The sequence below is a fragment of the Clostridium sp. CM037 genome, from assembly GCF_055081095.1.
Map to the genome: position 1 here is coordinate 1,783,545 of NZ_CM143650.1, position 22,431 is coordinate 1,805,975.

The 22,431-nt window shown below is 31.8% G+C and carries 20 protein-coding genes and 1 pseudogene; 12 read left to right on the forward strand and 9 right to left on the reverse strand.

The genetic code is table 11. From position 1 onward, the window contains the following. Positions 1-19: 19 nt before the first annotated feature. Entirely contained in the window at positions 20-412 is a 393-nt protein-coding gene (locus tag ACWJKP_RS08515; RefSeq protein WP_165414005.1) for a DUF1523 domain-containing protein, read from the forward strand. A gap of 130 nt (positions 413-542) precedes the next feature. Here the strand turns inward: ACWJKP_RS08515 and ACWJKP_RS08520 are convergent, their stop codons facing one another. Continuing rightward, the gene (locus ACWJKP_RS08520) at positions 543-1,703 is read right to left on the reverse strand and encodes a M20 family metallopeptidase (RefSeq protein WP_165414004.1); all 1,161 of its coding nucleotides are present in this window, start codon (positions 1,701-1,703) and stop codon (positions 543-545) included. A gap of 256 nt (positions 1,704-1,959) precedes the next feature. Then, the gene (locus ACWJKP_RS08525) at positions 1,960-2,643 is read right to left on the reverse strand and encodes a DUF421 domain-containing protein (protein WP_165414003.1); all 684 of its coding nucleotides are present in this window, start codon (positions 2,641-2,643) and stop codon (positions 1,960-1,962) included. A gap of 176 nt (positions 2,644-2,819) precedes the next feature. On the opposite strand from ACWJKP_RS08525, the gene ACWJKP_RS08530 reads away from it, so the two are divergent. The 11 genes and pseudogenes from ACWJKP_RS08530 to ACWJKP_RS08580 all read left to right on the forward strand — a co-directional run bounded on the left by ACWJKP_RS08530 (position 2,820) and on the right by ACWJKP_RS08580 (position 15,406). After that, positions 2,820-3,182 (forward strand): phage holin family protein, encoded by a 363-nt coding sequence (locus tag ACWJKP_RS08530; protein WP_165414002.1) that lies wholly within the window; start codon positions 2,820-2,822, stop codon positions 3,180-3,182. A gap of 314 nt (positions 3,183-3,496) precedes the next feature. Continuing rightward, a complete protein-coding gene (locus ACWJKP_RS08535) occupies positions 3,497-5,047 on the forward strand; it encodes an FAD-dependent oxidoreductase (protein ID WP_165414001.1) in 1,551 nt (516 codons plus the stop codon). A 248-nt stretch (positions 5,048-5,295) separates the two neighbouring features. Next, on the forward strand, positions 5,296-6,219 hold the full coding sequence (locus ACWJKP_RS08540) for a DUF2935 domain-containing protein (protein WP_165414000.1): 924 nt from the start codon (positions 5,296-5,298) through the stop codon (positions 6,217-6,219). A 338-nt stretch (positions 6,220-6,557) separates the two neighbouring features. Beyond that, complete coding sequence (locus ACWJKP_RS08545) at positions 6,558-6,824, forward strand: DUF6199 family natural product biosynthesis protein (RefSeq protein WP_224578981.1); 267 nt, start codon at positions 6,558-6,560, stop codon at positions 6,822-6,824. A 271-nt stretch (positions 6,825-7,095) separates the two neighbouring features. Then, positions 7,096-8,496, forward strand: a complete 1,401-nt coding sequence (locus tag ACWJKP_RS08550) for an IS1182 family transposase (protein WP_224578980.1) — start codon at positions 7,096-7,098, stop codon at positions 8,494-8,496. A 300-nt stretch (positions 8,497-8,796) separates the two neighbouring features. Continuing rightward, complete coding sequence (locus tag ACWJKP_RS08555) at positions 8,797-9,720, forward strand: polysaccharide deacetylase family protein (protein WP_165414685.1); 924 nt, start codon at positions 8,797-8,799, stop codon at positions 9,718-9,720. A 182-nt stretch (positions 9,721-9,902) separates the two neighbouring features. Continuing rightward, positions 9,903-12,233, forward strand: coding sequence for a xanthine dehydrogenase family protein molybdopterin-binding subunit (locus tag ACWJKP_RS08560; RefSeq protein ID WP_165414686.1), 2,331 nt, complete (start codon positions 9,903-9,905; stop codon positions 12,231-12,233). Further along, positions 12,233-13,072, forward strand: coding sequence for an FAD binding domain-containing protein (locus ACWJKP_RS08565; protein WP_462961488.1), 840 nt, complete (start codon positions 12,233-12,235; stop codon positions 13,070-13,072). Before ACWJKP_RS08560 ends, ACWJKP_RS08565 begins: the two co-directional genes overlap by 1 nt. Continuing rightward, positions 13,069-13,542, forward strand: coding sequence for a (2Fe-2S)-binding protein (locus ACWJKP_RS08570; RefSeq protein WP_165414688.1), 474 nt, complete (start codon positions 13,069-13,071; stop codon positions 13,540-13,542). Before ACWJKP_RS08565 ends, ACWJKP_RS08570 begins: the two co-directional genes overlap by 4 nt. A gap of 233 nt (positions 13,543-13,775) precedes the next feature. Continuing rightward, positions 13,776-14,918 (forward strand): annotated as a pseudogene (locus tag ACWJKP_RS08575) (YifB family Mg chelatase-like AAA ATPase); the annotation flags it as partial. A gap of 140 nt (positions 14,919-15,058) precedes the next feature. Next, a complete protein-coding gene (locus tag ACWJKP_RS08580) occupies positions 15,059-15,406 on the forward strand; it encodes a recombinase zinc ribbon domain-containing protein (RefSeq protein ID WP_462961489.1) in 348 nt (115 codons plus the stop codon). 332 nt (positions 15,407-15,738) lie between these two features. Here ACWJKP_RS08580 and ACWJKP_RS08585 read toward each other — a convergent pair whose 3' ends face one another. The 7 genes from ACWJKP_RS08585 to ACWJKP_RS08615 form a co-directional block, all read right to left on the reverse strand. Next, positions 15,739-16,131 carry a hypothetical protein gene (locus ACWJKP_RS08585; protein WP_462961490.1) on the reverse strand — a complete coding sequence of 131 codons (393 nt, stop codon included), beginning with the start codon at positions 16,129-16,131 and terminating at the stop codon, positions 15,739-15,741. 44 nt (positions 16,132-16,175) lie between these two features. After that, entirely contained in the window at positions 16,176-17,171 is a 996-nt protein-coding gene (locus ACWJKP_RS08590; RefSeq protein ID WP_462961491.1) for an SH3 domain-containing protein, read from the reverse strand. 185 nt (positions 17,172-17,356) lie between these two features. Then, positions 17,357-17,743, reverse strand: a complete 387-nt coding sequence (locus ACWJKP_RS08595; protein ID WP_462961492.1) for a hypothetical protein — start codon at positions 17,741-17,743, stop codon at positions 17,357-17,359. Positions 17,744-17,801: 58 nt separating this feature from the next. Then, entirely contained in the window at positions 17,802-18,812 is a 1,011-nt protein-coding gene (locus ACWJKP_RS08600) for a tyrosine-type recombinase/integrase (protein ID WP_462961493.1), read from the reverse strand. A gap of 145 nt (positions 18,813-18,957) precedes the next feature. Continuing rightward, positions 18,958-19,839 carry a tyrosine-type recombinase/integrase gene (locus tag ACWJKP_RS08605; RefSeq protein WP_462961494.1) on the reverse strand — a complete coding sequence of 294 codons (882 nt, stop codon included), beginning with the start codon at positions 19,837-19,839 and terminating at the stop codon, positions 18,958-18,960. Next, positions 19,823-21,028, reverse strand: coding sequence for a hypothetical protein (locus tag ACWJKP_RS08610; protein ID WP_462961495.1), 1,206 nt, complete (start codon positions 21,026-21,028; stop codon positions 19,823-19,825). Before ACWJKP_RS08610 ends, ACWJKP_RS08605 begins: the two co-directional genes overlap by 17 nt. After that, the gene (locus ACWJKP_RS08615) at positions 21,021-22,028 is read right to left on the reverse strand and encodes a hypothetical protein (RefSeq protein ID WP_462961496.1); all 1,008 of its coding nucleotides are present in this window, start codon (positions 22,026-22,028) and stop codon (positions 21,021-21,023) included. The genes ACWJKP_RS08610 and ACWJKP_RS08615 overlap by 8 nt, the downstream gene beginning before the upstream one ends. Positions 22,029-22,431: the final 403 nt, after the last annotated feature.

Genomic DNA, 22,431 nt, shown 5'->3' on the forward strand with positions numbered 1-22,431 from the left:
TTAAAATAAAGGAGATTTTATGATAAAAAACATTTCTTATAAATTTAGGAATAGATTTTTTTCGAAATTTAAGATTGGAAAAATAATAATTAGCATTATTGTAATGGTAGGTGTAGTTATATTCTTTCCGCATTTTTTTAGAAATACTTATACAGTAACCATTGCAAATAAACGAATAATAAGACGCGATAATATTGATAGGTATTTAATTTATGCACAAATGGAGAATGGCGATATAAAGGTATTTGAGGATGCTAATAGTTTATTAGAATTTAAAATTCATTCTGAAGATGTGTACTGGGGATTGACAATTAATAGAAAATACGAAATTAAAGCATATGGCTTGAGTATACCTTTATTATCGTATTATCAAAATATCACAAAAATTAAAGGGTTAAATAGGGAAAAATGAAGTTATATATTGATTCATTGTTACGATATCAATTTTTGTTCTCTTTTTATTTCATGAGACATACATTTATTTTATATATTTGTGCATATTTATACAGTGAGTTAATGCTCTTGCTTTTTATTAGGCATGATTACTTTAAACTGTCATAAAATTCTTTTTTTATCATGGAAAGCAGGTTGTTATCAGTAATAACATCGTACCCAGTACAAGCGAGTGCCGTAGCCCCTATAATCAAAGAATTATGGGCCTTATGCGTTATTGTTGCTTTAGCCATTTCATCGGTATGTAAGTTCAATTTTGGGTTCCCTATTCCAAGCAGAGGGTGTATTGATGGTACAATGTAACTTACATTTCCCATATCTAGTGAGCCGATATTTTCTGGTGGGTTGATATCTGTTATACCGCACATTCTCAAGTTTTCATTAAATGCATCAGATAAATTTTTATTAGTATTCATATCATCAAAAGAGGGCTCATACAAGCTGATTTTTACACTCGCTCCAGTCATGAGTGCGGCTCCATTTGCAATGTTTTTTACCTTTTGTATCACTTTTTTAAGATAGGCCTTTTTCTGGGCCCTTATGTAGAATTTTGCAACAGCCTTATCGGGCACTATATTGGCAGCTACACCACCTTCGCTGATAATGCCATGTATTCTTACATCTGAAGTCACATGTTGTCTCATTGCATTTATACCATTGAACATTAATAGCACTGCATCCAGTGCGTTGATTCCATTTTCAGGTGTGCTTGCAGCGTGGCTTGACTTTCCTGTAAAATCAAACTCAAGTGCTTCCATAGCCAAGGATGATCCACTTGAACATGTCTTGCCATACGGATGAATCATCATAGCAACATCAACATTGTCAAATACTCCTTGTTCAACCATATCAACTTTCGCACCAAATGTTTCTTCAGCAGGGGTTCCATATACTTCTATTTTCCCACCAACTTGGTCTATTACTTTGCTTAAAGCAACGGCCGCTCCAGCACTAATTGTTCCTATCATGTCGTGACCACAGCCATGTCCTATTCCTGGTAATGAATCATATTCACACAAAAATACAATGGTTGGACCTTTTAGGTTACTGTCATATATAGCTTTAAATGCAGTTTCCCTGTTTGCTATATTAATATCGACTTTGGAAAAATGTTCTTCAAGAAAAGATGTTAATTTTTCAACCGCTTTAAATTCCTCACAACCTAATTCTGGGTTATTATATATATAATCATTTATTTCCAATAGATCTTCTTTTATATTTTCAATTTCATCAATGATTTGATTTTTCATCTTGTTATACTCCTTTGTTCTTAGACTTATATAATATAATAATTAAAATAGTTGTAACATTTGCTGTATTTAAAATGGGAAATATGCATAATTATACGGCGATTAATATTTTTTGTTAAATGTAAGTATGCATGATACATTTTCTGTGTTCACTTTATAAAGTTAATTGGGCATAAAGTATAAAAGAATTTTTAAAATGTAGTTGTAATGGAAGGTAGAAGCAATAGAGCTGGAATTGGTTGAGGTTAATCATTATTTAACTATATTTAGTAACGATATAAATTTGTTCATCCGGCTGTACCCCTACAAAAATCACATCTTTGATATTATCAATATTTCTTGCTTTTAATTGTGCCATTACCCAATCCTCATCTTTTTGAATTAAAGGTAAGTGTGAAGATAAAATATTCCCATCTAAAACAATGTCTACCATCATTCCAGTTTTAGATTTTTTAATATTCATATCTCCAACGGTTACTGTGATTTGTTCTGCTTTTTTCAAAACACTAAGCTTACCATCAGGCTCTAATATTGCTATTTCTACGTCAGTAATATAAAAAATATCTTTATTCCTTAGTTGCATCAATAAATCACCTATATTGTATCTAGCCTTCTTCATATTCTTATAAATAGCTTTTCCTTTATCAATGATTAATAATGGTTCACTATCTATTAATAGTCTTAATTTAATATTTTTAAAAGTTATTTTTGAAATGAATATTGTAAGAATACTCCATACTGCAATGGAAATAATGATATCAAAAATTCCAATATTTTTATTTACAGCTGCCTCTCCTGCAATAGAGCCTATTGATATGCCAACTATATAATCGAAATATGTTAATTGAGATATTTGTTTTCTTCCCATAGCTCTAGTAAAAGAAAGAAGACCAAAATACGTAATAATTGATCTAAATATTATTATTAAATGGTCATTCACGGTAACACTTCCTTATTAATTACTACTTATATTATTGACAGTTTTTATTAATTTATAATTTTTATTTTGATGGTAATAGTTAGTGAAATAATGTTTGTTTATTTTTCATAATAAAATTTCAGCTTCTTGGTAAACATATAAGTATAAAAAAATTTAAATAAGGAGGTAATTTAATTATGGAAAATAAAGAGAAAAAAGGTGCTTTTAATAGCTTAACAGGTATGATAATAAGATTTGTAGTAACTTCAATTATATTAGCTATAACGTCATTTTTAACACCAGGTTTTGTACTTGTGGGTCTACGGTCAATTATATTAGCGGCGGTAGTTATATCTTTAATAGATTATTTAGTGGAAAAACTTATGCGCGTCGATGCATCACCTTTTGGGAAGGGAATAAAAGGGTTTGTAATAGCGGCTATAATATTATATATAGCGCAATTCCTAGTTCCTGGGATGAGAGTATCTATGATAGGTGCAATATTTGCTTCAATAGTCATTGGAATACTAGATGCTATACTACCAGGAAGAGCAATATAATCGCTGGAGTGAGAGCATTAAAAATTGAAATTTATAGTTAGTACATTTTTGTAATAAACAGCAAATAATAAATTATATTTGAATATTGAATATTTTTAAAATGGTTAGGAGGAGCTTATGCTCCTCTAAACCATTTTCATCACATTAAATCAATACAGATACAATATTATTCACCCGTGACATGCACAAACTACTTTTATATTTTTTATAATCTTTTTTTTAAAATTTGTGACATAATTTTTAATGTACATATTTTTAGTTTGTAAACACAAAATAAAATTGTTCTTTTATTCTTAAAGGGAGGAAGTAATTTTATGGATGAAAAAAATGATGTATGTATTAATAATCAATTAAAATCAAAATCTTATTGGATTGATTCAACTAATGAAACAAACTATAAAGCTTTAGAAAAAGACGTTAAAGTTGATATAGCAATAATAGGGGGAGGTATTACAGGCATAACAACTGCTCTCCTTTTAAAAAATGAAGGGTTCAAAGTTGCGTTAATTGAAGCAGATAAAATAGCCAAGGGAGCTACAGGGCACACCACAGCTTATATTACTTCACAACATGATATAATATATAGTAATTTAATTAGAAGTGTGGGAATTGAAAAAGCTAAACAGTATGCAGATGCTAACGAAGGGGCAATAGATTTTATAGAATGTATGGTAAAAAAATATAATATTGATTGCGATTTTTGTAGGCTACCAGCATACATCTATACAACAGATGAAAACTATATAGATACTATTAAGGAAGAAGTAGAAGCGGCTAAAAGGCTAGGTATAAAAGCAAAATATGTTGAAAAGTTGGATTTGCCATTTTCAATAAAGGGTGCATTATGTTTTGAAAATCAAGCCCAATTTCACCCTAGAAAATACCTCCTTGAAATTGCTAAAAACATTTCTAGCAATGATTGTAACATATATGAAAATACCAGAGCTGTAGATATTGAACATGATGATTTATACACTGTAATAACAGACACAGGCTTTAAAGTAATAGCTCCAATAGTTGTTTTAGCTTCACATTTTCCTTTTTATGATGGGTTAGGGCTATATTTTGCAAGGCTTCGACCACAAAGGTCATATGTAATAACTGCAAAAATAAAGGATGAATTGCCAAAAGGTACATTTGTAGATGCAGGGGAGAAAGGTTGGTATTTCCGTTCACAAAAGTATAAGGATGCTCAGATGATAATTATCGGGGGCCAAGATCATAAAACTGCTCATGGTGGTGATATGATAAAACATTATGTTAATTTAGAAAAGTATGCTGAAAAAAACTTTAGTATTGAAAAAATTTTGTATAGATGGTCGACTCAAGACTATATAACAATAGATGGTGTGCCATATGTAGGTAATCTTACTTCTTCATCAGAAAATATTTATGTTGCTACAGGTTATGGTGAATGGGGAATGACAAATGGAACAGCGGCTGCGAATATACTAAGGGATATTATAGTTAATAAGGTAAGTCCCTATCAAGACGTATATAATCCATCGCGTAATATTTCAACTGATGGGATTAAGAATTTTGCTAAGGAAAATTTTGATGTTGCAAAGCAGTTAATAAAAGGAAAACTTCAGGTTGGACAATATAATATTGAATTAAAAAATGATGAGGGAAAGATGGTAGAGATTGATGGAGAAAGGTATGGAGCATATAGGGATAAAAATGGAAAACTGCATATAGTTGATATAACATGTACGCACATAGGTTGTGAACTGAAATGGAATAGTGCGGAAAAATCCTGGGATTGTCCTTGTCATGGATCAAGATTTACTTTTGAAGGTGATATTATAGAAGGCCCAGCCGTTAACAGGTTAAATCACTACAAAGGAAATGATAATATGGAGTGAAAGATCCAAGTCAAAATTCAACAAGCTTCATCTATAAAATTAGTATACTCCATACAATAATGGTATGGGGTTATTTTACGGTGAAATCCTTCTCTGATTTATTGCGCATCAGAGCTTTGGATTCCACAGTTTCATCAAAAGTATTTTTTTTGAAATAAAAATTGTTGTAAAATATTATTTTTATAATCATTTAAAACATTTATTCTGAATATATTATTAATTATAAAATAATAATTTAGGAGCATGTTATGATATCAAATCAAAAATTTATTAATCAATCTTTAGAGTTAAACCTATTCTTTCTAAGAATAATGAAGGAGCACTCCATATTTTTGGAGGCAGCATTTGTTATAAAGGATAGGAATTTAATCAATCAAGCAGATGCCTTTAAAAATGAATTTACTAGATTGCTTTCACATGCAATATCATTGTCTGATGGAGTAATTCCTGTTAGGGTATTAAAGGCAAATGAAATTTCGACTAAATATACAATGGATGCTGAGAGGGCAACTCAATTTGCTACTGGAATTTTTATAGACTCAAGCGTAACCGCTATGGAAAATTCATTAGTACCTGGAATGAATAATATGAACCCATCCATGCTAACTGAATATGTTTATGCGCTGAATTACAATTCTATAGCAGCGACTAATATGATTGCTAAATTCAAAGCCAAACTTAAAAGCGATGTTTTATCCTGCAAGGTATTTACTACCTCTTATCCATTGTTAATAGATCATATACTTAGGGAGGCAATATTCTTTGCAACGTTATTAACAAGATTACAAAATGGTATTGAGATTGATGTGCAAAGAGATATAGTTGAACAGGAAACCTTTTGGAACAGAATAATGTCAGAGCATTCTTACTTTATTAGAGGGTTATTAGATCCTACTGAAGTGGAACTATTCAATATATCAAATAATTTTGGGAAAGAATTTGAAACACTAAGAAAAGAAGCATCTGCTGTGAATAAATCTTCATTAGAGTTATCTGGCCTTACGGATAACACTTTAAAACAAACTATTAAGATTAGAGACTTTAAGACTCAGGCTACTGAAGGGCTCTTAAATTGTAAAATCAAGTCAATAATTGTTCCGCTTTTGGCAGATCATGTCCTTAGAGAAGCCAATCACTATATAAACCTTTTAGAGTTATTCCGTGACAAGTAGAACATTTAATATGTTAAGGACATAAAAAATAAAATAAGAATCATATTATACATGTATAATATGGTCCCTATAAGGTAGATATTTAAAAAAAAGGCGTAATTGTCTCAAAGTTAATTGACTCTACTTTGTAGGGTCTTTTTGTCATAATTGTATTGAACCACATGGATAGCCAGGAATACGAGAAATTAATTCCATAAATGACCTTTCCCCACTGTTTTCCCTATGCCACTATAAATCAAATATTTCTTAAACGCAACAAGAGGAGGTCTTATTAGGGGAAGTAATTTATGTATAATTATGGTTCTTATAATTGAAATTATGTTATAGTAAGTATGTAAATGAAGTATAATTTAGAAATACTTGTTAATATTTCTAGGGTATTATTTATATTATACGAAGGGAGGATGTCCAATGGAATTAACAGTTGGTATATTTTTGTTATTATCGGATGTGTAATGCTAATAAAGCCTAAAGCAATGTGGAAAATTGCAGAATCATGGAAAACAAAAACTAACGCAGAACCTACTGATTTATATATGGTAATTATACGGATAGGTGGTTGTATTTTAGTTATAGGTGGTATTTTTGCAATTTTCAAAATGTAATATTTTCTAAAAACACCAACTAAGGGAAGCTAAAGGGATTCCCTTAGAAATTGCCATGTTTTCAACACTATGCTTGTGACTAAATAATATATATAAAGTAAAATAAGAGTTATATTATATTTCTATAATATAACCCAGACCGTTGACAAACATAAAATGTAAAACACTCTAATTTAAAATTGGAGTGTTTTTTTCATATTCAAAAAGGATTTTAGGACATCAATGTCGAATATATATAGTATACAAACTTTATAATTCGGAGGGCATTATTATGATTAATGAAAAAAACTTCACACAACAAAAACTAGAAATGGTGTATTTAGAAGATTTAGTTCCTAAAGACCATATTTTGAGAAATATAGATAAATACATGGATTTCTCTTTTATAAGAGAACTGACTAAAAAATATTACTGCTTAGATAATGGAAGACCTGGCGTAGATCCCATTCTACTTTTTAAAATGCTGTTTATTGGGTACTTATTTGGAATAAAATCTGAACGACAACTTGTAAAGGAAATTGAAGTAAATGTGGCTTATAGATGGTTCCTAGGGCTAAGTCTTACTGATACTATTCCAGATCATTCAACAATTAGCCAAAATAGACGTAGACGATTTAAAGGAACAGATGTGTTTCAAAAAATATTTGACGAAGTAGTATTTAAGGCTATAAATCTTAAGATGGTAACCGGTAAAATACTTTACACAGATTCTACACACCTAAAAGCAAATGCTAATAAGCGAAAGCTTGTGAAAATTGAAGTTGAAAAAACGCCGAAAGAATATGTAGCTGAACTTAATAAAGCAGTGGAAGAAGATAGAATAAACCATGGTAAAAAACCTTTAAAAGAAAAAGAACCTGTTACCAAAATAAAAGAAACTAAAGTTAGCACAACCGACCCCGACAGTGGATATATGATGAGAGATGGCAAGCCGGAAGGCTTCTCATATTTAGGCAGACATAATATAATTACTGATGTGTATGTTACTCCTGGAAACATAAATGATGTTGATCCTTATATCGATAGATTAGATGTGCAAATAAAAAAGTTTAATTTTAATACAAAATATGTTGGTGCAGATGCTGGTTATGCTACAAATCTTATATGTAAAAAACTATATGAGAGGGAATTAAAATCTGTAATGGGATACCGTAGGTCTCCACATACAAAAGGAATGTACACAAAAAATAAATTCCAATATGTTAAAGAGCAGGACATTTACGTATGCCCTGACTTAAGGGCTTTACATTATAAAACAACAACAAGAGAAGGATATAAAGAATATGTTGGTAATGCAAAATATTGCGACATATGTCCAAACAGAGCTCAATGCTTTTCTGCAAAAAGCAAGTTTAAAACTATTAGAAGACATGTTTGGGAAACGTATAAAGAAGATGTTGTAAAGTTCACCAGAACAGATAAAGGCAGAAATATATATAGAAGAAGAAAAGAAACTATAGAGCGAAGCTTCGCAGATTCAAAACAACTGCATGGGCTTCGCTATTGCCATATGCGTGGATTAGAAAATGTGCAAGAGCAGTGTCTGCTTACAGCAGCAGTGCAGAATATGAAAAAGATAGCTAGCCTGCTATCTTTAAGGTTTTTTGATTTTCTAACTAAGAACATAGTTGTTATTTTAAATTTATCCATAACTCAAAATGCTATCGCATAATTGCATGTAAAAAGCCCAGTATAATAAAAAAATTATACTGGGTTTGTAAACAACCTGAGTTATATTATATTTCTATAATATAACCCTTATTTATTTTCAAATTATGCCTGCCGCTTTTATAGGAATTAAAGGGTTTTACATTCTTTTATAGAAGTTAAAAGAGTGGGAGGTTAGGGTGTGGATGTAAATGCTTTGAGGGATATAAAGAATTTTATGTATTGTATTACGGGCACTATAACTCATTTTATATAATAGCAAAATTATGAAAACTTAATAATTTAAGAAAGGTTTGATTATTTTATGAAAAAATTATTTAGCGTATTTGGCCTCTTGGTATTACTTATAGGTTCAGTATTTATTACTTATAAAATACATGCTCCGATTAAAATAACAGAGACACAATCTTCTGTAGATAAGACTACAGATAAAGAAAACATAATTCAACCTACTGCGAGTGAACTCACGCTACCTCAAAATTCCTCGGACACAACTACGAAAAAAGCTCAAGTCATTTATGATATTTTAGGTACAAGTAGTAGACCTACAATCTATCCCGATGCAGCAATGACAAAATGGAGAAAAAATGTAGTGAACTTAGCTAAAAAATATCCTTCTGACTTATATATTAATGGCCAAAATGAAAACAAGGTAGTAGCACTTACATTTGATGATGGTCCAGACCCCGTAAATACTCCTAAAATTATTAAAGTATTACGCGAGAATAATATTCAAGGCACTTTTTTCTGTATTGGTAAACAAATCGAAGCATGCAAATCCATAATTAAAGAGGCCTATGAAGATGGAAATGTAATATCAAATCATAGTTGGGCTCATAAAGACTTCGCCACTATTAATGCAGCTGAAATTAGGAATGAAGTAACTTTAACTGAAAATGAAATCAATAAGGTAATAGGAAAAACGCCTGCATTAATAAGAGTACCCTATGGTGATACAAATGATGCTGTTCAGAATTCTTTAACAACATTAAATTACAAAAACATAATTTGGTCCACCGATACCTTAGATTGGGAGCAATGTGAAGTTGATAATATTGTTAAAAATGTAGTTGAAAACGTACGTCCTGGAGAAATAATCTTAATGCATTGTAATGAAGATAAAAAAGTCACTACCGAGGCACTGCCACAAATTATTTCAAAGCTTAAAGAAATGGGATACAGCTTCGTTACTGTTGATAAGCTTTTAGAGATATCAGCATATAAATAATTAAAACTTAACTGGATGTCAATTTGATTTAGTCAATTACACTGTATCCATAAGATATCAGGATCATATGCTACTATTTCTTTGATAATTCATTTGAGCACCTCAGCCTGAAATAAATTCATAATGATTAACAATAATAAATACATTATAAAAGTATATGAATATTATTTAAAGGAGAGTCTATGCATAAAATAAATAATATAGGTAAAAGTGTGCCTAGAAAAGAGTCTTTAGATAAAGTAACAGGTATGGCTAAATATACCAATGATTATCAAATTCCAGGACTTTTATATGCAAGAATGATAACAAGTCCTCATGCTCATGCAAAAATAAAATCTATTGAATATGCAGATTCATTAAAATCTCCAGGAGTTAGGGCGGTAATAACAGGCAAGTACTTTCCGCAGCTTATAGGATCAACTATTATTGATAGACATCCTATTGCAATAGATAAAGTAAGATACAATGGTGAACCCGTGGCGGTGGTGGTGGCTGATAGCGAAATCGAGGCTGAAAAAGCGGCTTTGCTTATAAAAATACAGTATAAACCTTTGCAAGTTGTAAATTCTCCTGGCGAGGCTCTTAAAAAAGATGCCCCATTGGTTCATGAAAATCTTGGTCAATATACAATTATAGATGATACGCTGTCAGAAGCTAATACAAATATTGCTAACAGAACTAAAATAAGAAAAGGTGATATTAGAAAGGCTTTGGATAAAAGTGAGGTAACTGTTGAAGCTAGCTTTTCTTTTCCGCCCTCAGATCATGCTGCTATGGAAACCAGGTGTGTACGGGCAGAAATATTACCGGATGGTAGGGTTATTATATACTCTGCTTCTCAGGCACCCTTTGTAATAAAAAAGCTTATAAGTGATTTCTTTAAAATTGACCCTGGTAAGGTTATTGTTAATGTACCTTTAGTAGGTGGGGCTTATGGAGGTAAAACAGCTGTACAGCTAGAATTCATTGCTTGTTTGTGTTCAAAGGCGGTTGGAGGAAGACAAGTTAAACTTACAAATACAAGAGAAGAAGATATGATTACATCTCCAGTTCATATAGGTCTTGATGCAAAAGTTAAGCTAGGATGCACAAAATATGGGAGGCTAACTGCTGCAAAGATAACATATTTATTTGATGGAGGTGCATACTCAGATAGAGCGGTAATTATAAGCAGGGCAGCTGCTATAGACTGTACAGGGCCATACAATATTGAAAATGTATGGTGTGATTCATTGTGTATGTATACAAATCATCCTTATGCTGCAGCTTTCAGAGGCTTCGGTCATGCGGAGCTTACATTCCCAATAGAGAGAATAATCGATATACTAGCGGATAAGATTGGGATGGATCCTTTAGAATTAAGATTAAGAAATGCAATATTACCAGGGGATACTAGCCCTACTCAAACTTTACTCACTAGAAGTAATTTGGGAAATTTACCAAAGTGTATTGGAAGGTTATCTGAACTAATACATTGGGAAGAGGGAAGAATAGCTGAAACCGAGGATGGTAAAGTGAAGGCTAAAGGTATAAGCTTCTTCTGGAAGAATTCAAATACAGCTTTAAATGCAGGAGGAGGAGCAATTCTTACCTTTAATCCGGATGGAAGCATTAATCTTATTTGTGGTGCAGTTGAAATGGGGCAGGGAACTAAAACAGCTTTGGCACAGATATTAGCAGAAAAAATGAAAATGGATGTAGATCAAATCCATGTAGTGATGGATGTTAATACTCAGACATCTCCAGATCACTGGAAAACAGCTGCAAGCAGGACTATTTTGCTGATTGGTAGAGCAATACTTAGAGCAGCTGAGGATGCCATTGATCAACTATGTATAACAGCAGCTATTCCTTTAAGGTGTTCCACCGATGAACTGGAAGTTGGTTGGGGAAGAGTATTTTTAAAAGACAATCTCCAAATAGGAATAAAAATAAGTAAAATAGCATTTGGCTATACCTATCCCAATGGAAATTCAGTTGGAGGACAGGTTATTGGAAGAGGAAGTTTTGTTTTAAAACATCTAACAGGATTAGATCCTGAAACTGGCAAGGGTAATCCAGGTCCAGAGTGGACTGTTGGTGCAACAGCTGTAGAAGTAGAATTTGATAAAAAGGAATATACCTACAAAATTACAAAGGCAGCTTGTGTTATAGATGCAGGGAAGGTTATTAATCCAGCGATTGCAAAAGGTCAAATCTCTGGTGGTATGAGCCAGGGATTGAGTTTTGCTAGTAGAGAAGCATTTTTGTTTACGGATAAAGGCATTATTCAGAATAAGCAGCTAAGAACATATGAAATTACGAGATTTGGAGAAACTCCAGAGTATCTTGTAGACTTTATAGAAACTCCACAAATAGACGCCCCATATGGTGCAAGAGGAATTGGAGAACATGGTGTAATTGGAATGCCAGCAGCGCTTGCAAACAGCTTATCTTATGCGGCAAATGTCCCCCTTAACCAATTGCCGTTAACTCCTGAGTTCATATGGAAAGCAAAAGAGGGAGGACAATAATGATTGCATTGAATTTTGAGTATTATAAACCTGATTCATTAGATGAGGCAGTAGAACTGTATCACAATCTTCGCCAGAGCGGTAAGGAGCCTTTATATTATTCGGGTGGTACAGAAATAATCACTATGGCAAGGAGAAATGATATATCTACAAAGGCAGTAATAGACACTAAAGGAATTTCTGAGTGCAATGTATTTGAAAAAAGAGGTGACCAGCTAGTAATAGGAGCTGCAGTTACACTTGCTCGCATTGCCGAGAATAAATTAATCCCATTCCTAAGTAAGACAGCAAACTTTCCGGCAGATCATACATCGCGTAATATGATAACTGTAGGAGGGGATATTTGTGGCAAAATCATATATAAGGAAGCGATTTTAGGCCATTTAATTGCAGATAGCAATGCAGTTATATATGGAGAAAAAGGTAAAAGGATAGTTCCAATAAATCGTGCTTTTAATCAAAGTCTTCAACTGGAAAAAGGAGAATTGCTTTTTCAATTGACAACAGATATGAGTTATTCCGATTTGCCTAATATATGTATAAAGAAGACCAAACAAGAAAAGATAGGGTACCCTTTAATTAGTATGGCTGCACTTAGTAAATATAATAATATTCAAATGGCATTTAGCGGGGTTTGTGCTTTTCCATTTAGGTCTATAGAAATGGAAGGGTATATAAATAACAAAAATATTTCAAAGGAGGAAAGGATAGAACAGGCGATAAGTCATTTGCCTGCTCCTATACTAGGCAATATGCAGGGTTCCTCTGAATATAAGAAGTTCGTATTAAGAAATTTACTAGATTATACTTTGGAAATACTGGATGGTGAAGGGAAATGATATCATATATTGAAACATCAGAAATAGAACTCAATATTAATGGGGAAAAGAGAAAGTTAATTATTAGGCCTGCGGATACCCTACTTAGAGTGCTTAGAGAACAATTGGGACTAACTGGAGCAAAGGCTGGGTGCGAAAATGGAGATTGTGGTACATGTACTGTACTCTTAGATGGATTGCCTGTTAAATCATGTATTATGCTAGCTGTTGAAGCTATTGGACATAAAGTGACCACTATTGAAGGCTTAAAAGAAGAGCCAATTCAAAAAGCTTTTATAGATAAATGGAGTTTTCAATGTGGATATTGTACTCCAGGTTTCATAATGAACTGTTATGGACTTATAACCATTCACCCGGATGCAGATGACGAAACTATTGAGGAATGGCTTCAATCCAATATTTGCAGATGCACGTCATATGAAGAGATTAGAGAAGCTGTAAAATCAGTATTACTCTTAAATAAAAAATGAGGGTTATGTAAAAATTAACGGAATAAGTAGCATGGTATCTAAGTTTGGATGCGTTGTCTTAGGTCAGATTTAACCCAACTTATAGCACAGGTAAAGTTATTATGCCTGTGTTTTTGTTTTTTGTTTAAAATAAAAAGCTTTAATGAACTAAATTATATGAATAATGAGTTTACAGAAAATTATTTTGTCAATAATTATGAAATAGAAGGAATAATAAAGGTTAAGGTGATAATATGGCAATACAAATTATGTCTGCTGCTTTTACAGGAATTAAAGGGGTTATAGTTACTGTTGAAATTGATATCACTCGAGGGTTACCTGCTTTAAACATTGTTGGACTTGCAGATATTGCAGTTAAAGAATCAAAAGAGCGAGTACGTTCTGCAATACTAAACTCAGGGTTTGATTTTCCAGTAAATAGAATAACTATAAATTTAGCACCAGCAGATTTGAAAAAAGAAGGTTCTCTATTTGATTTGCCTATAGCTATAGGGATACTTCTGGCAACTAAACAAATTATTGTTAATGATATTAACGATTACCTTTTTATCGGAGAATTATCTTTGTCTGGAAAGTTAAGGAAAGTAAGAGGCTCATTACCTGTGGTTATGGAAGGAATAGAAAACGGAATTGAAAAATTTATTGTTCCTAGTAACAACGCAAAAGAATGTAGTCTTGTTAAATCTGCAAAGATATTTCCTTTAGATAATTTAAATCAAGTAGTGAGTTTTTTAACTTATAAGGACTTGTTGCCTTATAAGAAGTGCAATGATTTAGAAATATTAATAAATGAAGAGTTAGATTATGAAGACGTTATGGGACAAGAAAGCTCAAAACGTGCTATTGAAGTAGCTGCTGCAGGAAATCATAATTTACTTATGTATGGTCCACCTGGTTCAGGTAAATCCATGATGGCTAAGAGAATTCCTACTATACTACCATCTTTAAGTCAAGAGGAATCACTTGAGGTTACTAAAATTTATAGTGTTTCTGGAAATCTTGGTGATAATGGAGGGATTATTCTGCAAAGACCGTTTAGGAGTCCGCATCATACTATATCACGAATTGCTTTGGTTGGTGGTGGAAATAAGTTAATACCTGGAGAAATCTCTTTAGCACACAAAGGAGTATTGTTTTTAGATGAAATATTAGAATTTAAAAAAAATGTAATAGAAATACTAAGACAGCCTTTAGAGGATAGAAAAATTAATATTTCAAGAATAAATGGAACCGTAGAATATCCATCAAACTTTATGTTTGTAAGTGCTTTAAATCCATGTCCTTGTGGATATTATGGATCTTATGAGAAGCGATGTAGCTGTAGTGATTATGAAAGAAGAAGATATTTGAGTAAACTATCAGGCCCACTACTCGATATAAATGGTCACACACAGACCTAGATATACCATATGTTCGTTATGGGGTTGCTAGAACTAAAACCTTTAATGTCGACATATATATTAATATATAGGGTTTGACAAATTCATTGGTTATGTTAATAATATAGTTAAGGTATATGCTTGGCAATGATTATTTAGAAGTAGGTGACATGATAATGAATTTATTTAAAGGACTAATAATATGTAAATCATGTGGAAAGAAATTTAATGGAAAACAAGAGGGGAAAGCATATAACTATGTGTGCGGAGGATATAAAAATTACGGATCCTCGTATTGCCAGAGAGTCGTTGTCCATCAATCTGATATATTACATATAATAAAATTGCATCTGTATACAGATATTATATCAGACGAGATTATCAAACAACATATATCCAGGATAGAAGTAAGTGAAGAATTAATTTCTATATTTTATAAAGATGGAAGTATTTCTACTTGGGATCATTCTCTCCTCTCAATTTAATAATTTTAGGTCGAAGAGTTTTACAATAAATATTGGAAGGGGAGAGACAAAATTGTATTTATAGATGTATAATTTACCCTAAAAAGGTACATAATATAAATAAAGTTATATGATATAAACTAGCAATCATATTAAAATTAGCGAAAAAAATAAGGATACATAGTAAAGTAGAAATTAATCTACAATATTATATATCCTTATTTTTTTACATAGTAAAAAGGAACCATAAATTAATATGACTCCTTAAACTTCTTTTAAAATTCATCTTTTATATGATGTTAAACACATCTATTTTTCATAGGTATATTTGCTTGTCCTTATTGCTATACTGCCTATACAGACTCCACAGGAGCTTCTACTGCTATTGTAGCTGGAGTTGCTATAACTTCTATGACATTCTTTTTAAAGTCATCACATATCTGTTTATTAATTGCATCTAATTCTGTAACACTAAGTTCTGGAATTAATTGTAATAATCTACTGTCCATTTCAGCCTTCTTTTCTAATCCAGATTTAGAAATTTCTTTAAATTCTTGTTCTAATACTAAAAACAGACCTTGAGCTATCGTAAGTCCACGATTATAATTTGAGATACCTTTTTCTGCAACAGTTTTCTTTTTCTTTTCCTCCAAATATTGCCCAACCTTAGCTAATACAAATGCTGACACCAAGCCTAGTGCTCCTAATGCAAAATTTACAAATTGACCGATTAATTGTTCTTTCATTATTAATTCCTCCTAGTATTTTATTATTACTTGTATACTTATATTTATTTTATATAATCTACAGAAACCCAGCCACCATGATTCCCATAATAAGTTTCATAGAAGTTTCCAACCTTTCTAGCTATTTGAACTGTATCCCCTTTATTATAGCTACCGATAATACTGTAGTTTGTTCCCGCACCTGACCTCACATTTAAAACGCTTGCAGTAACTATTCCTGTTTTTGGAACTGAAGGATTTACTACAGAAGGAGTTATTGTGCCCGTTGCGTCTTTTATATAATCACAACCAACCCATGCTCCATGTTCTCCAAAAAATATACTATAAAAATTACCAACCTTACCAGCAACTCTAACTTTATCGCCATTTTTAAGAGTTCCTACAATAGAAGAATTTGTGGTAGCGTGTTCTCTAATGTTTAAAACGGAAGCCGTAACAACGCCATTTTTAACGGAAGTGTAAGTAGAAGGTTTATCTACAGGAGGTTGAGGCGTAGAATTATCTATTACATTACCATCAATGCTTTGTGCTAAAATTTCTGCTATTCTGTCTATTCCTACTTTATTGTATATATCTGAATCTGATTTGTTATCACAAAATAAAATTTCTGCTAGGCAAGTTTGTCCTTTTATTGCTCTTGTATCATGAAACCCTGTACTAAATTTCACACCTCTGTTGGATAATCCTAAAGAAGATAAGTTTTTGTTTATATTGTTGCCTATTTCTATTGCCATCTTACTATTAGAACCATAACACCAGCATTCTACACCATGAGGTTGACTAGTCTCCGACGCATTCATGTGTAAGGGAATATATAGTTGACAATTATTAGCGTTTGCCTTGTCTGTTCCTTCACTTAATTCACCATTCACTGACCCGCTATTACTATTACAATCTATAACGGTATATCCTCTTTGTTTTAGTTTTTCCATTAACTTATAAGAAATTTTCCTAACCTCTGCTTGTTCATTTAAATAACCACAAGCACCAGTACAATTTGGTGAATGTCCACCTCTAACACCTATTATCATTTTACTCATTAATAATCTCTCCTTTTATGTTTATTATTTTTTTTATTTGACAAGCAATATTTTTAATGTTAATATAAAAAATATTGAGATATGAAATTACATTTGCAACTTTCATCGGTGGCATTTATAATGGATTATCTCTTTTTTAAAATTATTCATTTGCAACCTCACACCTCAATTCTTTTAATCTATTATTAAAATACAAACTTCTCAAGAATAACTGTAATCAATGCGAATAATCCTAAAATTACTGAACTATATAGCGCAAGCTTCCCTTTTGTTACTTCTGTTTTGTTTTTATTATTATTAGACATAGCTTCTAAAACCCTAGTTAATACTGCATCTTGAGACGTGAATACTTTATCAAACAATTTCTCATTCTTATCTCTTGAAGCTCTATCTAATTCTAAAGTTAAAGCTTTTTGTTCAGCTTGATTATGCTTTAAATTAGAGAACTCAAGTGTAATTTGCGTTTTGTGTTCCTCAAGTAATTTTATTCTTTTATCGTGATCTTCTTTTGCTTCTAACAGTTCTTTAAATTGATATTCATGAAGGGCGTTTATGCATTTTTCTTCTGCCATTATAAATTTCTCCTCTCGTTTTTAAACATTGGATTCCACTTCTTTCCTTAGATTCTAGTTAATCTGTAAATGCCTCATCTGCGTCGTCAGTATCTTCACGAATTACATAAATTTTTGTGGTTTCTACGCTCTGATGACCCAATAATTTTTGAGCAGTTTCTAAAGTTTTTCCTGAATGTAGCACTAAATTTGTAGCCCGGGATTCTCTAAATAAATGTGGATGTACTCTTCGACCTACAATTGAAGTGAACAAAGTATTGCACCAATAATTAAAATTCTGTGGAGGTCTTCCATGAATACTCCCTTCGCTTCCTGTTATAAACATATAAGGGCAATCATCTTCTCCACGAACTTCTATCCATTTCTTCAAAGCTTCCATAGCTTCTTCTGAAAACTGCAATTTTCTTATTTTACCAAGCGAACTTTTGCCTTTGCAACGGATATCATGGGTTCTGTATGAGCACACTTCTATTGCTGTTTCGTTTCCTTGATCATCTTTCACTTTAACTTTCGATATTTTAGGAGAATAAGTTATTACTTCTTTTAGGAGTAAAGAACTTTCTGTCCTACGACATGCTGTTGAATATGTGAATTTTAGATAAGCTAACTTTTCCCATTCTTCTAATTCTTCTAGTTTGTCACATAGATTTGTATATTCTACTGGAGTTAAAGGTTTTTTAACATTTACTTCTCCAAGACTTGGAACTTTAATTCCTTTATTAACAAAATTTCTAAAAGTAGGATACTGAGTTTGGTAATAAAGCATTATATAATTATTCAATGTACTTACAGCAGCTCTCTTGAATCTAATAGCGCTTTCACCTAAACCATTATTGAACAGCCAACTTTGAAATTTTTTATAATCCATACTTTGAATCTCATAAAGTGGTTTATTGTTGCAATATTCTCTAATGTAATTTATCCAGATACGAAGTGATGAACGATATTGTGGTTTAGTTTGTGGAGACAATTCGTCACTACTATCTATAAATTCTTCAATTATTTGCTTATTGTACTCATTGCATAATTCATACACTTCTTCTGTCATGTTCTTTAATTTCTTTGCCATATACAAATCACGTCCTTTTACAGTATTGTTTATTTTTTTACATAATAAAAAGAGACAGGAATTAACCTATCTCTTACTTGTTTTTTAACATTTAAAAGAGTTATTTTAAAAGAATACACATTATTGTTTGATTGTATAATTCTATTTAAATCATTTTGCCATATTCTTGTTTTACTCTGCTATCACACATTTTGGCATAAATTAAAGTAGTCTCCATCGAAGAATGCCCCATTAATTTTTGTAAAGAAGCCAAATTCCCTCCTCGATTAATAAATTCACAGGCATAGCTATGCCTTAAGATATGTGGATATACTTGTCTCCCAATTTTACTAACTGTACCTATATTCCCAATTGCATTCTCTACCGATCTTTTACCTAATCTATTTATTGGGAATTTGCTTGTAACAAATAGAGCATCTTCATTGTCTGTTCTATCTTTTAAATATTTTTGCAATAAGACTTTACATCTAACAGAGAAATAAACCTTACGTTTTTTTGAACCTTTCCCTATTACAAACAAACTTCTTTCGTTCCAGTTTATGTCACTTATATTTACAGAATAAACTTCACTCAATCTGCATCCAGTGGAATAAAAGAACTCTAATAAACTTGCTGACTTAGATGTTATTAATTTTGGTACTATTTTTGTGCAAACATTCCTCATTTTCTCTAGTTCTTCTTGAGTCAAGGCTTCTCTTACATTATTATCTTGAGGTGGTGTGGGGATTGATTTCATTGGATCTTTTTCTATCATTTCTTGATTAGTCAACCAACTGAAAAAAGTTTTTAATGTTGTGACCTTAGTGGCATATGTGTTCTTTTTAACTTTACCAAAGAATGTTGATAAATATCTTCTGCAATCAAATGTATTAATCATATTCATTGGTTTGTAAATTGTTTGTGAAAACTTCATTATTTCCCTTTGATATCCTTTTAAAGTTACTTCAGCTAATCCATCTAGCCGTCTTGTAACAAGATACATGTACAATTTCTCTTCCAATATTGCAAGACTAGATATAATAAACATATTGGAAAGCCAGTCTAGTATTTCCTGTTACTTCAATGATTTTCACGTTTCCAGAGCTATACATTGTCATTACTCCAACACTGTTCGTAGTACCATCATTTACGTGAACAGTGAATATGGAAGTATTTTTTGGTGGATATGGTAGTACTAGTAATGTTGACCCTCCTGCTATTGTTCCGCCATTGCAATTTACGGTTAAAGTTACTTTATTCCCTTCTCTAACATATTCATTTATATTGTCAGGAGTTGCAACCCAACTGTTAGAAAATGTTAATGTCCCTTTTTCTATATAATTTTTTAATAAGCTTTGATTACCACTTGGCAACACGTCAATTGTTGTTGGAACTGGAATCATTTTTATAATAGCACTACTACTTTGCATGTCGTATACGGTCGGACTAATAATATACGAGTCAAAGCTAGAAATAGTATGAACTAAATATATATTAACTGTATTAACATCTGTTTGAACCGATACTAAACTATAACTTCCAAAAGAGCTATCGCTATCATATGCTATCGTGGATGAAAATTTGGTTACTACGGTCGATGCATCTAATTTAAAAATCTTTATTACTGCCAATCCAATTTTACTACCTGGGTTACCGTTACTCATCCCTGCTATTAAGAGCGATAGAGTAACACCTTGGGATACAGCACTAACTGTAACCGTAGCTATTTGACTATATCCTTTAACAGTTCCATCAACTTTAATTGTATTTTTACTTAAAGTACTAACATTTCTGTTAACCAATACGTCTTTAACAGGGTATGTTATAGTAGTGAAATCACTATAACTAAACTTAGAAAATGGCAATTCTTCTATAAATCCCTTATTGTCCGCTCTTGTAAATTGTACAAAAATAGATTTACCTGCTATTTTACCTTTTACGTATATCGTTAGGTATTCATCCTTTAACTCTGCAACGCAATCTAAATCTAAATTTTCGGGTGTTAAATCCTTAAAAATTACTAAATCTACTCCGCCATTTCTATTTGCTGATACATAATATTCTTTAATAAACACTTGTGTTTCATCATAATGGTATATTTTAAATGTACAACTAGCGTGTGTATATTGATTATAAATATAACTTGTTGTTTTTAATCTAAAAATAGGTGCATACCCTGTGTATGATGCACTCCAATTACGTGTAACCAAATCATTTTGTAATAATACATTATTCATTTATATACACTCCCTTTATATATTCCGATATAAGTTTTTTTACTGGTGGGAAATTTACCGAATACCACACCCACACTTCTTCAATCCCACTATCCTTTAGATATTCAAATAATCCATATAAGAATATAGACTGTGCCATACCATTTGAAATCGTCATAGTATCCCATGTATAATTAGAAGGTTGTAGTAAAGCTTCCCAATAATCCTGTGTTCCTGCTTCACTTATTATTATAGATTGGTTAGGGTATTGAGTTTTGAAGTATTTTATCCAACCTAACGTTATATTTGCTACCCAACCATAATAGCCGTCCTCAAAAGTTGTATTAACGCCCTTGTTAGATATTGGTGGATATAAATTTACAAATAAACAATCACTTGCACTTTTTATACTACTTGGTAAATTATCAACTGCGTTAAAATCAGAACAACTAACTCCAACTTTATACCCTTTACTTTTTAGAGTTGTAAACATATTTAATATATAACTTTCGTATCCTGCATCTCCACAAATTTTAGGTGATTCATTTATAATAGTAAAATATTTTATTCCATAAGTCTGAAACGTGTCTGACAACAAAGTTATATCTGATGTGTGAGCTGTTGCCCATTTCGCTTTATCAAGCGTAAGCCAACCATCTTCTGCATTTTTAGTATGATATTTTATGCAACTTACTCTAAGCCCCAAACTTTGAGCTTTTTCAATTAAGTATTGTATTTTAGACAAACTTTCGCCTAAGCTCCATGTATTAGTAGTTGAATTGTAAACTTGATGAACGACTACAGGCATAGAATCAAATCCCAAATCTTTATAAATGTTTAATGAGCTATCTATTTGTCCAGTTGTATAATTACCATCTGTATCACTTCCTACTAGAATAAATGGAGATATCCCTAATCGTGGTTTAAATTTTCGTTGCGTAATATCTGCTATTTGTTTCGCCGTTTCAGACAATTGCGAATCAATTTTTTGCACCTGACCTATTATTTTTGTTATACTCATAATTAATTCCTCCTTTTTTTATTATATAGCGATTATGATTTACATTATTGTTTTTATTTGCACGTAACACTTAATTTTCGGAGATTCTGTTGAAACATACTTAGATGTTTCAACAGAATAAAAATATGTTGTATTATCAATCATTAAAGGTGTACATGGCATAATGCCAATGCCAGCATACTTCTGTTGAACGCTTGTTTAACATTTTTGCAAGTCAGCACAAGTTTATTAGTCGACCATGTAGCCAACACAAAATCATTAACAGTTTTGTCTGCATTGTATACGTACTCCACGCTAACAGTTATTGTATTAAAATTAGTGGTGATATTATCTTTTAGTGTGGTATAGAAGGACATTGGGCGGTAAGTTAAATCAGGGTCAGCCGTTAAGGTGGAATAGTCGC

Coding starts and splice junctions, on each gene's coding strand:
- ACWJKP_RS08590 (WP_462961491.1), bottom strand. CDS start 17,171: ATGAGTAAAATGATAATAGGTGTTAGAGGTGGACATTCACCAAATTGT.
- ACWJKP_RS08520 (WP_165414004.1), bottom strand. CDS start 1,703: ATGAAAAATCAAATCATTGATGAAATTGAAAATATAAAAGAAGATCTA.
- ACWJKP_RS08540 (WP_165414000.1), top strand. CDS start 5,296: ATGATATCAAATCAAAAATTTATTAATCAATCTTTAGAGTTAAACCTA.
- ACWJKP_RS08530 (WP_165414002.1), top strand. CDS start 2,820: ATGGAAAATAAAGAGAAAAAAGGTGCTTTTAATAGCTTAACAGGTATG.
- ACWJKP_RS08585 (WP_462961490.1), bottom strand. CDS start 16,131: ATGAAAGAACAATTAATCGGTCAATTTGTAAATTTTGCATTAGGAGCA.
- ACWJKP_RS08565 (WP_462961488.1), top strand. CDS start 12,233: ATGATTGCATTGAATTTTGAGTATTATAAACCTGATTCATTAGATGAG.
- ACWJKP_RS08515 (WP_165414005.1), top strand. CDS start 20: ATGATAAAAAACATTTCTTATAAATTTAGGAATAGATTTTTTTCGAAA.
- ACWJKP_RS08615 (WP_462961496.1), bottom strand. CDS start 22,028: ATGAGTATAACAAAAATAATAGGTCAGGTGCAAAAAATTGATTCGCAA.
- ACWJKP_RS08610 (WP_462961495.1), bottom strand. CDS start 21,028: ATGAATAATGTATTATTACAAAATGATTTGGTTACACGTAATTGGAGT.
- ACWJKP_RS08605 (WP_462961494.1), bottom strand. CDS start 19,839: ATGTTTATTATATCTAGTCTTGCAATATTGGAAGAGAAATTGTACATG.
- ACWJKP_RS08595 (WP_462961492.1), bottom strand. CDS start 17,743: ATGGCAGAAGAAAAATGCATAAACGCCCTTCATGAATATCAATTTAAA.
- ACWJKP_RS08545 (WP_224578981.1), top strand. CDS start 6,558: ATGAAGTATAATTTAGAAATACTTGTTAATATTTCTAGGGTATTATTT.
- ACWJKP_RS08535 (WP_165414001.1), top strand. CDS start 3,497: ATGGATGAAAAAAATGATGTATGTATTAATAATCAATTAAAATCAAAA.
- ACWJKP_RS08560 (WP_165414686.1), top strand. CDS start 9,903: ATGCATAAAATAAATAATATAGGTAAAAGTGTGCCTAGAAAAGAGTCT.
- ACWJKP_RS08550 (WP_224578980.1), top strand. CDS start 7,096: ATGATTAATGAAAAAAACTTCACACAACAAAAACTAGAAATGGTGTAT.
- ACWJKP_RS08600 (WP_462961493.1), bottom strand. CDS start 18,812: ATGGCAAAGAAATTAAAGAACATGACAGAAGAAGTGTATGAATTATGC.
- ACWJKP_RS08555 (WP_165414685.1), top strand. CDS start 8,797: ATGAAAAAATTATTTAGCGTATTTGGCCTCTTGGTATTACTTATAGGT.
- ACWJKP_RS08570 (WP_165414688.1), top strand. CDS start 13,069: ATGATATCATATATTGAAACATCAGAAATAGAACTCAATATTAATGGG.
- ACWJKP_RS08580 (WP_462961489.1), top strand. CDS start 15,059: ATGCTTGGCAATGATTATTTAGAAGTAGGTGACATGATAATGAATTTA.